This is a genomic window from Streptomyces sp. NPDC001634 (genome assembly GCF_040298185.1).
Taxonomy (GTDB): domain Bacteria; phylum Actinomycetota; class Actinomycetes; order Streptomycetales; family Streptomycetaceae; genus Streptomyces.
The window spans coordinates 26,575-40,290 of sequence record NZ_JBEOZU010000026.1 but is presented as its reverse complement, the minus strand read 5'-3'; the positions used below and the strand labels follow the sequence as shown (position 1 = coordinate 40,290).

14 protein-coding genes are annotated in these 13,716 nt (G+C 70.2%); 10 read left to right on the top strand and 4 right to left on the bottom strand.

The genetic code is table 11. The annotated features are described in order from the left end of the window. Nucleotides 1–98 precede the first annotated feature (98 nt). The gene (locus tag ABT186_RS19325) at nt 99–1,730 is read right to left on the bottom strand and encodes an MFS transporter (protein WP_351926004.1); all 1,632 of its coding nucleotides are present in this window, start codon (nt 1,728–1,730) and stop codon (nt 99–101) included. A gap of 112 nt (nt 1,731–1,842) precedes the next feature. Between ABT186_RS19325 and ABT186_RS19320 the strand changes: the two genes are divergently transcribed. The 3 genes from ABT186_RS19320 (at nt 1,843) to ABT186_RS19310 (ending at nt 4,868) form a co-directional block, all read left to right on the top strand. After that, a complete protein-coding gene (locus ABT186_RS19320) occupies nt 1,843–2,487 on the top strand; it encodes a TetR family transcriptional regulator (RefSeq protein WP_351236468.1) in 645 nt (214 codons plus the stop codon). Nucleotides 2,488–2,732: 245 nt separating this feature from the next. Then, nucleotides 2,733–3,950: an alpha/beta hydrolase gene (locus ABT186_RS19315; protein WP_351236470.1), complete on the top strand. Its 1,218-nt coding sequence runs from the start codon at nt 2,733–2,735 to the stop codon at nt 3,948–3,950. Between the two features lie 66 nt (nt 3,951–4,016). Then, entirely contained in the window at nt 4,017–4,868 is an 852-nt protein-coding gene (locus tag ABT186_RS19310; protein WP_351926002.1) for a DUF4429 domain-containing protein, read from the top strand. 24 nt (nt 4,869–4,892) lie between these two features. Here the strand turns inward: ABT186_RS19310 and ABT186_RS19305 are convergent, their stop codons facing one another. Further along, the gene (locus ABT186_RS19305) at nt 4,893–5,909 is read right to left on the bottom strand and encodes an aldo/keto reductase (RefSeq protein WP_351236772.1); all 1,017 of its coding nucleotides are present in this window, start codon (nt 5,907–5,909) and stop codon (nt 4,893–4,895) included. Beyond that, complete coding sequence (locus ABT186_RS19300) at nt 5,906–6,382, bottom strand: MerR family transcriptional regulator (protein ID WP_351236770.1); 477 nt, start codon at nt 6,380–6,382, stop codon at nt 5,906–5,908. Before ABT186_RS19300 ends, ABT186_RS19305 begins: the two co-directional genes overlap by 4 nt. A gap of 96 nt (nt 6,383–6,478) precedes the next feature. Between ABT186_RS19300 and ABT186_RS19295 the strand changes: the two genes are divergently transcribed. Both ABT186_RS19295 and ABT186_RS19290 read left to right on the top strand, forming a co-directional pair. Beyond that, nucleotides 6,479–6,949: a GNAT family N-acetyltransferase gene (locus tag ABT186_RS19295; RefSeq protein WP_351236768.1), complete on the top strand. Its 471-nt coding sequence runs from the start codon at nt 6,479–6,481 to the stop codon at nt 6,947–6,949. A gap of 21 nt (nt 6,950–6,970) precedes the next feature. Continuing rightward, nucleotides 6,971–7,792, top strand: coding sequence for a serine hydrolase domain-containing protein (locus tag ABT186_RS19290; RefSeq protein WP_351236766.1), 822 nt, complete (start codon nt 6,971–6,973; stop codon nt 7,790–7,792). Nucleotides 7,793–7,842: 50 nt separating this feature from the next. Here the strand turns inward: ABT186_RS19290 and ABT186_RS19285 are convergent, their stop codons facing one another. Next, entirely contained in the window at nt 7,843–8,496 is a 654-nt protein-coding gene (locus ABT186_RS19285; RefSeq protein WP_351236774.1) for a pirin family protein, read from the bottom strand. A gap of 84 nt (nt 8,497–8,580) precedes the next feature. Between ABT186_RS19285 and fasR the strand changes: the two genes are divergently transcribed. The 5 genes from fasR (at nt 8,581) to fabF (ending at nt 13,642) form a co-directional block, all read left to right on the top strand. After that, nucleotides 8,581–9,786, top strand: a complete 1,206-nt coding sequence (gene fasR, locus ABT186_RS19280; protein ID WP_351236764.1) for a fatty acid biosynthesis transcriptional regulator FasR — start codon at nt 8,581–8,583, stop codon at nt 9,784–9,786. 89 nt (nt 9,787–9,875) lie between these two features. Then, nucleotides 9,876–10,814: an ACP S-malonyltransferase gene (locus tag ABT186_RS19275; RefSeq protein ID WP_351236762.1), complete on the top strand. Its 939-nt coding sequence runs from the start codon at nt 9,876–9,878 to the stop codon at nt 10,812–10,814. Between the two features lie 16 nt (nt 10,815–10,830). Continuing rightward, nucleotides 10,831–11,898, top strand: a complete 1,068-nt coding sequence (locus ABT186_RS19270) for a ketoacyl-ACP synthase III (protein ID WP_351236761.1) — start codon at nt 10,831–10,833, stop codon at nt 11,896–11,898. Between the two features lie 104 nt (nt 11,899–12,002). Next, nucleotides 12,003–12,251 carry an acyl carrier protein gene (locus ABT186_RS19265; protein WP_030545387.1) on the top strand — a complete coding sequence of 83 codons (249 nt, stop codon included), beginning with the start codon at nt 12,003–12,005 and terminating at the stop codon, nt 12,249–12,251. A gap of 119 nt (nt 12,252–12,370) precedes the next feature. Beyond that, nucleotides 12,371–13,642 (top strand): beta-ketoacyl-ACP synthase II, encoded by a 1,272-nt coding sequence (fabF, locus tag ABT186_RS19260; protein WP_351236759.1) that lies wholly within the window; start codon nt 12,371–12,373, stop codon nt 13,640–13,642. Nucleotides 13,643–13,716: the final 74 nt, after the last annotated feature.

Genomic DNA, 13,716 nt, shown 5'->3' with positions numbered 1-13,716 from the left:
GTACGGAGGACGTGACCCACTGTGACGTGCGGCGCCTGCCGGGTGGGAGGGATCTTGAGCGCCTTCACCCTGATAGGCGAACTCGTCCCGCAGCCGCGTCAGATGTGCGCGGCCCCCGCGCCCGCCTCCGCGTTCTCGCCCCGCTTGGTGAGCAGCGCGACCAGCACCGCGACCACCGCGACACCGGCCGCGACGAGGGACGCCAGGCTCATGCCGGCGATGAACGTGTCGTGCGCGACACCCGTGATCTTCGCGGTGATCGCCTCCGGGGTTCCCTTCGACGTCGGCGCCACACCCACCTGGACCGCCTCGGAGGCCTGGTCCAGCTGCGTCGGCGTGAGCGGCGGGAGTCCCGCGTCCTTCCAGTTGGACGGGAGGGCGCTGTCGACCTTGGAGGCCATCACGGCGCCGAGCACGGCCGTACCGAGGCTGCCGCCGATCTGCATCGCAGCCTGCTGGAGACCGCCGGCGACACCGGAGAGCTCCATGGGCGCGTTGCCGACGATGACCTCCGTGGCGCCGACCATGACCGGCGCGAGGCCGAGGCCCAGCAGTGCGAACCAGAGCGACATGATGCCGCTGCCCGTGTCCGCCTTCAGCGTGGACATGCCGTACATGGCGATGGCGGTGGCCGCCATGCCGCCCGCCAGCGGAATGCGCGGGCCCAGCTTGGTGATCATCGCGCCCGCGAGCGGCGAGCCGACGATCATCATGCCGGTGAGCGGCAGCAGGTGCAGGCCCGCGTCGATCGGGCTCATGCCGTGCACGTTCTGCAAGTAGAACGTGACGAAGAACAGGCCGCCCATGAAGGCGATGGCCATCAGGACCATCAGGACGACGCCCGCCGACAGCGGGACCGAGCGGAACAGCGTCAGCGGGATCAGCGGCTCCCTCACCTTGGTCTCCCAGAAGGAGAAGAGAGCGAAGCCCAGTACGGACGCACCGATGAACAGCCAGGTCCTTCCGTCGCCCCAGCCCCAGGTCGGAGCCTTGATCAGGGCCCAGACCAGACAGAACATGGCGCCCGACAGCAGGGCGATGCCCAGCAGGTCGAAGGAGCGCGGCGCGTTCTTGGCGCGGTGGTCGGTGAGGATCAGCAGGCCGAGGACGAGCGCGAGCGCGCCGACCGGCACGTTGATGAAGAAGACCGACTGCCAGTTGACGTGCTCGACCAGGACGCCGCCGAGGATCGGTCCGCCCGCGGTGGAGGCGCCGATGACCATGCCCCAGATGCCGATCGCCATATTGAGCTTCTCGGCCGGGAAGCTGGCCCGCAGCAGGCCGAGCGCGGCCGGCATCAGCAGCGCGCCGAACAGGCCCTGGAAGACGCGGAAGGTGACGACGAGCGCGATGCTGTCGGACAGGCCGATGGCACCCGAGGCGGTCGCGAAGCCGACCACGCCGATCAGGAAGGTCTGCCGGTGGCCGAAGCGGTCCCCCAGCTTGCCCGCGGTGATCAGGGAGACCGCCAGGGCGAGGAAGTAGCCGTTGGTGATCCACTGGACCTGGGCGAAGGTGGCGCCCAGGTCCTTCTGGATGGCCGGGTTGGCGATGGCCACGATGGTGCCGTCGAGGGCCACCATCATGACCCCGACGGCGACGGTTATGAGGGTGAGCCACGGATGCCCGCGCAGCCCCGAAGAAGCCGCCGCCCGACCCGGCGGGGCCGTCGACGTACTGGACGTCCTGTCCCCCGGTTCCGTCGCGTCGACGGTGGTCTGACTAGTCATGCGCTCGAGGCTAGTGACAGCCGCTGACAATTGACAAACCAATTCACAAGTCGGTAACTGTCACGACACTGGCCGACAGCCTGAACCGGCCAGATGAACGAAATGAGGACACATGGAGACGGCTTCGCACCCGGGGCTGCGTGAGCGCAAGAAGCAGCGCACCCGCGACGCACTGCTGCGTGCCGCCCTGGAACTGTTCCTCACCCAGGGATACGAGCGGACGACCGTCGACGAGATCGCCGAGGCCGTGGACGTCTCGCAGCGCACCTTCTTCCGGTACTTCGCCGGCAAGGAGGAGGCCGTCTTCTTCGCCCACTCCCTCGCCGCGTCCCACTTCGTCGACGCGCTGCGGGCGCGACCGCCCCACGAGGCGCCACTGGAGGCCCTGCGCCAGGCGGTCCTGGAGGGCTGGGACGGTATCGGCGAGGCCGTCGAGCAGATCATCCCGGTCGAACTCCACCTCCGTACCTACCGGTTGATCGAGTCGACACCGACCCTGTTCGCCACCCATCTGCGCCGCTCGGCGGAGCTGGAGGAGGAGATCGCCCGCGTGATCGCCGAACGCGAGGGGCTCGACGTGGACTCGGACCCGCGGCCGCGCGTCGCGGTGGCCGTGTTCGGCGGAGTGATGCGCGTCACGGAACGACTGTGGTGTGCGGGCGAGGGAGACATCAGCGTGACGGCGATCCATGAACTGACCGTCTCTTACCTCGACGCCGTACGCCCCGCGTTGGCGGAGAAGTGGCGTACGGCGTGATTCCGCGGAATCAGCCCGTATCAATCCCGTACGAGTCAAGTGAATTCCCGGTGCACATAAAGGCCAGCACTCCCCGCGGAGTGAAGAATCGGCCACACGGAGTACCGAGTGATATGCACCTCATCCACTCAGCGTGACGATCACGCCCAATAGACGTCCGTTTTGCCGCAATTGGGGCACGGGAAACGTGAGACGCGTCACTCGGTTAACGCGAGACTCTCTCGTTCTCCTAGTGTGTCCTTCCAGTGACTTCCTTCGACACCTCCCCGCAACTCAACGTCTGGCGCGCACTGCTCGCGCTGGCCGTCGTCTTCGTGATGCTCGCGACGACCGGCTGGACCGCGGTGCGCAGCCACCGTGGCGCCACGCCCCTCCAGGCGTCGCGCTCCGCGTGGGAGCACGGCACGATCGCCGGGCGCAAGCTGCCGGACCTCGATGAGTCCCCCGCGCGGCTCACGCACTTCTTCGCCTCGCTCAACGCCCACCAGCGCTCGCGGCTCGCCCACCGCTACCCGCTCGCGGTCGGCAACATGAACGGGGCACCCGTACAACTGCGTTACACGGCCAACCGCATCGCCCTCAAACACCAGCGCAAGGTCGAGCGCGCCCGGATGCACGACGACCGGCTGTCGGCCGTCGGCCAGCAGGAGGCGGGCCGCCTCATGCACCGCTTCGAGGCGCTGACCGGGAACGACCGGCAGATCCTCGCCTTCGACCCGGAGGGTTCGGGCCGTGTGGCCGAGGTCTTCGGGAACCTGGACACGGCCCAGCGGATCTCCATCGTCGTCCCCGGCGTCGACACCGACGTGCTCACCTTCCAGCGCACCTTCCGCCCGTACTCGGCACCGGTCGGCATGGCCACGTCGCTGTACTCGGCCGAACGCGCGGCGGCCCCCCTGACCCGTACGGCCGTGATCGCCTGGGCCGACTACACCTCGCCCGACGGGCTCGGCATGGAGGCGGCGACGGCGATGCGCGCCGAGGAGGGTGCCGTCCGGCTGAACGCCCTCCTGCGCGCCCTGCCCGGCCGCGCGCCCGTCCAGCTGTACTGCCACAGCTACGGCTCGGTGCTGTGCGGGGTCGCCGCCCACGCGCTGCCCTCGCGGGTGTCCGACATAGCCGTGGCGGGCAGCCCCGGCATGCGGACCGGGACGGCCGCAGGACTGCACACCACGGCCCGGGTGTGGGCCATGCGGGACTCCGACGACTGGATCCAGGACGTCCCGCACGTTGAGCTCGGAGGCCTCGGCCACGGCGCCGACCCGGTCTCCCAGGGCTTCGGGGCGCGGGTGCTGTCGGCGCAGGGCGCGAAGGGCCACGCCGGGTACTTCGAACCGGGCACCGAGAGCCTGCGCAACTTCGCCGAGATCGGCATTGGCGCGTACCGCGCGGTGCACTGCGCCCGCCAGGATGACGCCTGCCGGGTGGGTTTGTCCGGCACGGTGACTGCCGGACGCGCGTAGAGAACCAGGAATTGCGGTCTGCCGAGGGAGGCGACGGAGGAGCGCGTGCCGCATACGATGAGCCGCATGGGTGACGTACTGGCCGGATTTCATGCCGCCTGGGAGTTCGAGTCCGACTCCGTGCTCATCCGCTTCGAACGGGGGATTCGTACACCGAAGCTGCTCCAGGCGCTCGGCGAACGTCGTATCCCCCTGGAGGCGATCGCGGGGGTGACGCTGACTCAGGGGAAGCGCGGGACCGTTGTCCTGCACATAGCGCCGAGGCCCGGAGCCGATCCGCTGATGGAGGCGGCGGCCGGGCAGCTGAAGGAGACGTCCGATCCCTACCGGCTGGTGCTGCCGGCCGACCGCGAGACCCTCGCCGAGTACTACGCGGACGAGCTGCGCGCCCTGCTCACCGGGGACGACACCCCGGCCGAGCAGTTCCTGGTCGCACCGCCCGAGGCGCCGCTGCACTTCAAGGCGTACGACGCGAAGGCGTCCTTCGACGGCAAGGCGGTGTCCTTCCGGTGGTTCTGGACGGGCGCGTCCTCCGCCAAGTGGAAGGCCGGCGACCAGAGTTTCCCGGTCACCGGCCTCAGCGGTGTGGAGTGGCGCTCCCCCGAGGTCTTCGAGGGTCATCTACGGCTGGTGCGACGGGATACGGTCGGCGCGCAGCCGGCTCAGCCGGATCAGGATCCGGCGGCCGTGGTCTTCGGGCTCGGTTACGGCCCGGTCCACGAGTCCCTGCCGTTCGCGGCCTCGGTCCTGGCCGCGGTGCGGGCCGCGGGGCCCGCACCGGCGCCGGTGCCCGCCGACCGCAGGGACCCGGCGGACATCGCCGAACGCATCCGCCACCTCGGCGAACTGCACGAGGCGGGGCTCGTCACGGACGAGGAGTTCTCCACGAAGAAGGCGGAGTTGCTGGCGGAGCTGTAGGAGTAACTCCCGGCGCTCCAAGGGTTACTCGCGGCTCGCCGAAGCGAACCGCATGTCCGGGTAGCGGTCGCCCGCCACCTTCGAGGCGATCGGCTCCAGCAACGCCAGTTCGTCCGCCGTCAGCACGATCCGCGTCGCCGCCACGTTCTCCTCCACGCGCGAGCGCTTGGTCGTGCCCGGGATCGAGACCACCGGGAGGCCGTGCACCCTGGCCTGCTGCTGCACCCAGGCCAGGGCGATCTGCGCCGGTGAGACGCCGTGGGCCTCGGCGACGGACTTGATCGGCTCCAGGAGCGCCACGTTGGCGGCCGCGTTCTCGCCCGTGAAGCGCGGCATCGTACGGCGGAAGTCCTGGTCCGTGAGGTCCGTTTCGGCGTTGGAGAAGGAGCCTGTGAGGAAGCCGCGGCCGAGCGGCGAGTACGGCACCAGGGCCACGCCCAGTTCCTTGGCGGCCGGTACCACGTTCGCCTCGATGTCCCGGCTGAACAGCGACCACTCCGACTGCACGGCGGCGATCGGGTGCACGGCCTGGGCGGCACGCAGTTCGCCGGCGGTGACCTCGCTCAGGCCCAGGTGCTTGACCTTGCCCTGGCGCACCAGCTCCGCCATGGTGCCGACCGTCTCCTCGATCGGCACGTTCACATCGCGGCGGTGCATGTAGTAGAGGTCGATCACATCGACGTCCAGGCGCTTCAGGCTCGCCTCGACGCACTGGCGGATGTACGGCGGGTCATTGCGGATGGTCCGCTTCGTCGGGTCGTCCGGGGAGATCGAGATCGCGAACTTCGTGGCGATGACCACCTCGCCCCGGTGTGCCTTGAAGAACGGCGACAGGAACTTCTCGTTCTCCCCCACTCCGTACATGTCCGCCGTGTCGTAGAGCGTGACACCCAGCTCCAGCGCCCGCTCCAGAGTGGCGCGCGACTCCCCGGCGTCCGCGGGGCCGTACGCAAAGCTCATGCCCATGCAACCCAGGCCCTGTACGCCCACCTCGGGGCCGTTGTCGCCGAGCTGCACGGTCGCGATCCTGCTGTCGGTCATCGGGGCCTCTCCGACGCCAGGGCGCGCCCGGCGTCCGCATAGAAGTCGATCTTACGGTTGAGCACCGCGAGCGTGTCCTGGAGCTCCGCGATCCGGGCGAGCACGTCCCGGCGGGTTGCCTCCAGGAGTTCGTAACGCTCGGTGTAGGTGTGGTCGCCGGCGCGCACCAGTTCGGCGTAGCGCACCATGTCGGCGACGGGCATGCCGGTGAGCCGGAGCTTGCCCACGAGGTCGAGCCAGTCGAGGTCGGCGTTGCAGTATCGGCGCTGGCCGGTGTGGGAGCGGTCGACGTGGGGCATCAGCCCGATCCGCTCGTACCAGCGCAGGGTGTGCGCCGTCAGGCCGGTGAAGGCGACGACCTCGCTGATGGTGTAGCTGTCCTCTCCGTCGGGGCGGGGGTGCCGCTCGGGCGGTACGGAGCAGACGTCGGTCCCGTTTTCGGCCGCCTCGGCCAAGGTCTCCATCACCGTCATGGGCTCAACGCTAAATCCTTGGAGTGCACTCCAAGCAAGCGGAATCAGGGGAAAATGCCGAGACCTGACCGGGCGCGCGTGACTAGCGTGCCACGCATGAGTCTCGTACGCCGGGCCATGCCCGAGGACGCCGAAGAACTGCTGCGACTGCGCCAGGTGATGATCGACTCGCTCTCCACGGCCGACTCCTCCACCGAGTGGCATGCGGAGTCCCTGCCGACCGTGCGCCGTCGGCTCGCCGATCCGGACGGCGGCTTCGCCGCGTTCGTCGTCGATCATCCGGAGCGGCCGGGGGCGCTGGCGGCGCTGGTGGCCGGGACGCTCGAGTACCGGATCGGACGGGCGGGCAATCCACAGGGGCGCGTGGGGTACGTCTTCAGCGTCGCCACCGATCCCGACGCACGTCGCCGCGGGTACGCCCGCGCCTGTATGGAGACCCTGCTGGACTGGTTCCGGGAGCAGGGCGCCCGCCAGGTCGATCTGCACGCGTCCGCGGAGGCCGAGCCGCTGTACGCGTCGCTGGGCTTCGCGCGCAAGGCGGACCCCTCGATGCGGCTCCAGCTCTGAGCCGCTTATAGGCTCGTAAGCATGTCGTTGCAGAGCCTGGCGCTGATCGAGAACTGGCCCGTCCCCACCGCCGCGGCGGCCGTCGTGCGCGCGGACGGGGGTGTACTCGGGACGCACGGGCCGGTCGACCACCGTTTCCCGCTGGCCTCGGTCACCAAGCCGCTGGCCGCGTACGCGGTGCTCGTCGCGTACGAGGAGGGGGCGATCGAGCTGGACGAGCCCGCCGGGCCGGCCGGCTCGACGGTCCGTCATCTGCTCGCGCACACCTCCGGGCTGGCGTTCGACGAGCACCGGGTGATGTCTGCGCCCGGGGAGCGGCGGCTGTACTCCAACGCCGGGTTCGAGGTCCTTGGCGACCATGTGGCGAAGGCGACGGACATCCCGTTCGCGGAGTACGTGCGGCAGGCGGTCCTGGAGCCGCTCGGTATGGCGTCGACCACGCTCGACGGCTCTCCGGCCAAGGACGGCGTCTCGACGGTCGCGGATCTCGTGCGGTTCGCTGCGGAGGTGCAGGCGCCGCGGCTGCTGGATCCGCGGACGGTGGCCGAGGCGATGACGGTGCAGTTTCCCGGGACGAAGGGCGTGCTGCCCGGGTACGGCCACCAGAACCCCAACGACTGGGGGCTCGGCTTCGAGATCCGCGACTCCAAGTCGCCTCACTGGACGGGGAGTTCGTCGTCGCCGCGGACGTTCGGGCACTTCGGGCAGTCGGGGACGTTCCTGTGGGTCGACCCGGACGCGGGGGTGGCGTGCGCCGCGCTGACGGACCGGGCGTTCGGGCCTTGGGCGGTCGAGGTGTGGCCTGCGTTCACGGATGCGGTGCTGGGGGAGTTGCGGGGCTGAGGGTGGTTCCAGGCACCCGGCGTCGGGGTGCCCGGGGGTGGGGTCCGCAGCTAAGGAGTCATCTCCCAGACCAGAAGCTCCGCCGGAGTCCGGGCCACCGCCTCCACGTCCTTCGCCCCCGTGATCCGCACCGCGTCCCCCGGCCCCAACTCCTCCCCCTCCAGCCGTACTTCGCCGCGTACGACATGCACGTACGCGTACTCCGCATCCGGTACCGCCGTGCGCTCCCCCGGCGCCAGGCGACGTACGTGGAGTATCGCGCCCGCCTCCGGGACCGCGTACGGGGTGGAGTCCGCGATGCCGTGGACCACCTCGTAGGCGGGATCCCCGCCCGGGTCCCGGGGGGCCAGCCACATCTGGACGAAGACCAGCGGGACCTCGGCGTCGTTGCGTTCCACGTGCCGGACGCCGCCCGCCGCGCTCAGGCGCTGGACGTCGCCGGGGCGGATCACCGAGGTGCGGCCCGTGGAGTCGCGGTGGGTGAGCTCACCCTCCACGACCCAGGTGACGATCTCCGTGTGACTGTGCGGGTGCTCGTCGAAGCCGGCACCGGGGGCGAGCCGCTCCTCGTTGCACGCGAGGACCGCACCGAAGCGGAGGTTGTCCGGGTCGTAGTGCGGGCCGAAGCTGAAGGCGTGCAGGGACTCGATTCCGGCGGACGGGTCCCCTCCGCGGTAGCGCTCGTCAGCGCGCCGTACGTCCATCACAGTCCCCACCGTAGCCCCGCGCTTCCCGCCCCCAGGGACCCGCGCCGCGCGGTCCCGTCCCGATAAGGCAGTCTTGTCCCCGTGCCCGAACCCGAAGTCAGCCACACCGAGCCCGCAGCACACTCCGTCCATCCGCATGCCGCGACCCTGAAGCGACTGGAGAAGTCGTCCGGGAGCCTCGCCGCGCAAGCCATCGCGCGTATGGACGAGACCCTGCCGTGGTACCGGGCGATGCCCCCGGAGAACCGTTCATGGATCGGGCTGGTTGCCCAGGCGGGTATCGCCGCGTTCACGGAGTGGTTCCGGCACCCGGACGCCCCGCAGGCCATCTCCACCGATGTGTTCGGGACCGCCCCGCGCGAGCTGACCAGGGCCATCACCCTGCGGCAGACCGTCGAGATGGTGCGGACCACCATCGAGGTCATGGAGTCCGCCATCGACGAGGTGGCCGCTCCCGGTGACGAGTCCGTGCTGCGCGAGGCGCTCCTCGTGTACGCGCGTGAGATCGCCTTCGCCACCGCCCAGGTCTACGCCCAGGCCGCCGAGGCCCGCGGCGCCTGGGACGCCCGTCTGGAGTCGCTCGTCGTCAACGCCGTGCTCAGCGGGGAGGCGGACGAGGGCGCGGTCAGCCGGGCCGCCGCGCTCGGCTGGAACTCGCCGGAACATGTGTGTGTGGTGCTGGGTACCGCGCCCGACGGTGACAGCGAGTTGACGGTCGAGGCGATCCGGCGGGCCGCCCGGCATGCCAAGCTCCAGGTCCTCACGGGTGTACTCGGGGACCGGCTGGTCGTGATCGCCGGCGGCAGCGACAACCCGCTCGCCGTCGCCAAGTCGCTGATCGGGCCGTTTGCCGCGGGTCCCGTCGTCGCCGGGCCGATCGTGCCCGATCTGCTCGCCGGGACCCGGTCCGCGCAGGCCGCCGCCGCGGGCCTCAAGGCGTGTTCTGCCTGGCAGGACGCGCCGCGGCCGGTGCTGGCGGACGATCTGCTCCCGGAGCGCGCGATCGCCGGTGACCCGAGCGCCCGCGAGCAGCTGGTGGAGGAGATCTACAGACCGCTGGAGGAGGCGGGCTCCGCGCTCCTGGAGACCCTCAGCGTGTATCTGGAGCAGGCCTCCAGTCTCGAAGGCGCGGCCCGGATGCTCTTCGTTCACCCGAACACCGTGCGCTACCGGCTCCGACGTGTGACTGACGTCACCGGATGGTCGCCCTCTGATGTACGCTCCGCGTTCACGCTGCGGATCGCACTGATCCTGGGGCGTCTGGCCGAGGGAGATCCCCAGATCTAGTCTTTTGTCGGGGGCCCACAAAACCCCCTGCGGTTCTTCGTCCTTGTCCCCACGGGCGGCCCCGGCCGTCCCCAAGAGAGAGTGTGAGAGTGCTCGTACTCGTCGCTCCCGGCCAGGGCGCCCAGGCGCCCGGCTTCCTGACTCCCTGGCTCGACCTCCCCGGCGCCGCCGACCGCATCGCCGCATGGTCGGACACCATCGGGCTCGACCTCGCCCACTACGGAACGCAGGCCGACGCCGACGCCATCCGGGACACCGCCGTCGCCCAGCCGCTCCTGGTCGCCGCCGGTCTGCTGTCCGCCGCGGCACTGGGTACTGACACACTTGCCGCTGACGCGGCGGGCGTCCCCGGCGCGGTCGCGGGCCACAGCGTCGGTGAGATCACCGCGGCGGCCTTCGCGGGCGTACTCGACGACACGGCCGCGCTGACGCTCGTACGCAAGCGGGGCCTGGCCATGGCCGACGCCGCCGCCATCACGCCCACGGGCATGTCGGCGCTCCTCGGCGGCGACCCCGACACGACGATCCCGCACCTGGAGAGGCTGGGCCTGACCCCGGCGAACGTGAACGGCGCCGGGCAGATCGTCGCCGCAGGCACCCTGGAGCAACTCGCCGCCCTGGAGGCGGACAAGCCCGAGGGCGTGCGTCGTGTCGTCGCGCTGAAGGTGGCCGGTGCGTTCCACACGCACCACATGGCCCCCGCGGTCGACACCCTGGCGCGGGCCGCCGAGTCGCTGACGCCGGCCGAGCCGCAGGTCACGTACGTCTCCAACAAGGACGGGCAGGTCGTCGAGACCGGCGCCGAGGTGCTGCAGCGGCTGGTCGGCCAGGTCGCCAACCCGGTCCGCTGGGACCTGTGCATGGAGACCTTCGAGAAGCTGGGCGCGACCGCGCTGATCGAGGTGTGCCCCGGCGGCACCCTCACCGGCATCGCCAAGCGTGCGCTGCCGGGCGTCAAGACCTTGGCCCTGAAGACCCCCGACGACCTCGACGCCGCTCGCGAGCTCATCGCCGAGCACAGCGCCTGAGAAGGAGCCCGAGAGCATGTCGAAGATCAAGGCAAGGAAGGGCGCTCCGTTCGCGCGCATCCTCGGCGTCGGCGGCTACCGCCCGGTCCGTGTGGTGCCGAACGAGGTGATCCTGGAGAAGATCGACTCCTCCGACGAGTGGATCCGCTCCCGCTCCGGCATCGAAACCCGGCACTGGGCGAACGACGAGGAGACCGTCGCTGCGATGTCGATCGAGGCGTCCGGCAAGGCGATCGCCGACGCCGGGATCACCGCCGAGCAGATCGGCGCGGTCGTCGTCTCCACGGTCTCGCACTTCAGCCAGACCCCGGCCATCGCCACCGAGATCGCCGACAAGCTCGGTACGAACAAGGCCGCCGCCTTCGACATCTCGGCCGGCTGCGCGGGCTTCGGCTACGGACTCACGCTCGCCAAGGGCATGATCGTCGAGGGGTCTGCGGAGTACGTCCTCGTCATCGGCGTGGAGCGGCTCTCCGACCTGACGGACCTTGAGGACCGGGCCACCGCCTTCCTGTTCGGCGACGGCGCGGGCGCGGTCGTCGTGGGCCCCTCCGACGAGCCGCACATCGGCCCGACCGTATGGGGCTCGGAGGGCGACAAGTCCGAGACCATCAAGCAAACGGTCCCGTGGAACGAGTTCCTCCCCCACTCTCGACTTCGCTCGAGCGGGGGGACCCCCACCGGCGACCTCTCCACGCTCCCGCTCGACAGCGAGGGCAACGTCAAGTTCCCCGCGATCACGCAGGAGGGCCAGGCGGTGTTCCGCTGGGCCGTGTTCGAGATGGCGAAGGTCGCCCAGCAGGCGCTGGACGCGGCCGGGATCACCGCGAACGACCTGGACGTCTTCATCCCGCACCAGGCGAACGTGCGGATCATCGACTCGATGGTGAAGACTCTCAAGCTGCCGGAGCACGTCACGGTCGCCCGCGATGTGCGCACCACCGGCAACACCTCGGCCGCCTCGATTCCGCTCGCGATGGAGCGGCTTCTGGCGACCGGCGAGGCGAAGAGCGGCGACACCGCGCTCGTCATCGGCTTCGGGGCGGGTCTCGTCTTCGCCGCGACGGTCGTTACCCTCCCCTAGGCACTCCGTGCCGGATCTTGCGGTCCGGTGCGGGAACTGCAGACACCTGCCGCTGACGCGGCGGGCGCCACACCCTCTGGAATATCAACGAAGGAGCGCCTGACATGGCCGCCACTCAGGAAGAGATCGTCGCCGGTCTCGCCGAGATCGTGAACGAGATCGCCGGGATCCCCACCGAGGACGTCCAGCTGGACAAGTCCTTCACCGACGACCTGGATGTCGACTCGCTGTCGATGGTCGAGGTCGTCGTCGCCGCCGAGGAGCGCTTCGACGTGAAGATCCCGGACGACGACGTCAAGAACCTCAAGACGGTCGGTGACGCCGCCGACTACATCCTCAAGCACCAGGCCTGATCGTCCGATCACCTGGGCTGACTGCCCAACGCCGGGCCCCGGCCCGGCAATCGGGCCGTCGCCCCGCCACCCGGCGGTGGCGCCGCTGAATCCTCGTATCCGTTGGAGAAAGAATTCCCGTGAGCTCGACCAATCGCACCGTGGTCGTCACCGGTATCGGCGCAACCACACCGCTGGGTGGCGACGTGGCCTCTACCTGGGAGGGGCTGATCGCCGGCAAGTCCGGGGTCGGTCCCCTGGAGCAGGAGTGGGCCGCCGAACAGGCGGTCCGTATCGCCGCACAGATCGCCGTGGAACCGTCCGAGGTGATCCCGCGGCCCCAGGCCCGCCGTCTGGACCGTTCGGCGCAGTTCGCGCTGATCGCGGCCAAGGAGGCCTGGGCGGACGCCGGTTTCACCGACAAGGCGGGCGAGGACAGAAGCGTCGACCCCGACCGTCTGGGTGCCGTCATCGCCTCCGGCATCGGCGGTGTCACGACCCTCCTCGACCAGTACGACGTGCTCAAGGAGAAGGGCGTACGCCGTGTCTCCCCGCACACCGTGCCGATGCTGATGCCGAACGGCCCGTCCGCCAACGTGGGCCTGCTCGTCGGTGCCCGCGCCGGTGTGCACACCCCGGTCTCCGCCTGCGCGTCGGGCGCCGAGGCCATCGGCTACGCCATCGAGATGATCCGCACCGGCCGTGCCGACGTCGTCGTCGCCGGCGGTACGGAGGCGGCGATCCACCCGCTGCCGATCGCCGCGTTCGGCAACATGATGGCGATGTCCAAGAACAACGACGACCCGCAGGGTGCATCGCGTCCCTACGACGTCGACCGCGACGGTTTCGTCCTCGGCGAGGGCGCGGGCGTCCTGGTCCTGGAGTCGGCCGAGCACGCCGCCAAGCGCGGTGCCCGCGTCTACGCGGAGGCGGTCGGCCAGGGCATCTCCGCCGACGGCCACGACATCGTGCAGCCGGAGCCGGAGGGCCGCGGCATCTCGCACGCCCTGCAGAACCTGCTCGACAACACCGACCTGAACCCGGCCGAGGTCGTGCACGTGAACGCGCACGCCACCTCCACGCCGGCCGGTGACGTGGCCGAGCTGAAGGCGCTGCGCAAGGTCTTCGGTGACGACGCGGACCACATGGCGGTTTCCGCGACCAAGTCGATGACCGGTCACCTCCTCGGTGGCGCGGGCGGCGTGGAGTCGGTGGCGACGGTGCTCGCGCTGTACCACCGGGTGGCTCCGCCGACGATCAACGTCGAGAACCTCGACCCGGAGGCCGAGGCCAACGCGGACATCGTGCGCGGCGAGGCCCGGAAGCTGCCGGTCGAGGGCCGCATCGCTGCCCTCAATGACTCCTTCGGGTTCGGTGGGCACAACGTGGTGCTCGCGTTCCGGACGGTCTGACGGCTCTGAACGGCGTGTGGCCCCAACTCCTTGGTGGAGTTCGGGCCACACGCCGTTCGTCGTTTGCTGCGGGC

Excerpts from the sequence above, each read along its gene's own strand:
- ABT186_RS19325 (WP_351926004.1), bottom strand. The coding sequence starts at position 1,730 with ATGACTAGTCAGACCACCGTCGACGCGACGGAACCGGGGGACAGGACG.
- ABT186_RS19320 (WP_351236468.1), top strand. The coding sequence starts at position 1,843 with ATGGAGACGGCTTCGCACCCGGGGCTGCGTGAGCGCAAGAAGCAGCGC.
- ABT186_RS19310 (WP_351926002.1), top strand. The coding sequence starts at position 4,017 with ATGGGTGACGTACTGGCCGGATTTCATGCCGCCTGGGAGTTCGAGTCC.
- ABT186_RS19305 (WP_351236772.1), bottom strand. The coding sequence starts at position 5,909 with ATGACCGACAGCAGGATCGCGACCGTGCAGCTCGGCGACAACGGCCCC.
- ABT186_RS19300 (WP_351236770.1), bottom strand. The coding sequence starts at position 6,382 with ATGACGGTGATGGAGACCTTGGCCGAGGCGGCCGAAAACGGGACCGAC.
- ABT186_RS19295 (WP_351236768.1), top strand. The coding sequence starts at position 6,479 with ATGAGTCTCGTACGCCGGGCCATGCCCGAGGACGCCGAAGAACTGCTG.
- ABT186_RS19290 (WP_351236766.1), top strand. The coding sequence starts at position 6,971 with ATGTCGTTGCAGAGCCTGGCGCTGATCGAGAACTGGCCCGTCCCCACC.
- ABT186_RS19285 (WP_351236774.1), bottom strand. The coding sequence starts at position 8,496 with ATGGACGTACGGCGCGCTGACGAGCGCTACCGCGGAGGGGACCCGTCC.
- ABT186_RS19270 (WP_351236761.1), top strand. The coding sequence starts at position 10,831 with ATGTCGAAGATCAAGGCAAGGAAGGGCGCTCCGTTCGCGCGCATCCTC.
- ABT186_RS19265 (WP_030545387.1), top strand. The coding sequence starts at position 12,003 with ATGGCCGCCACTCAGGAAGAGATCGTCGCCGGTCTCGCCGAGATCGTG.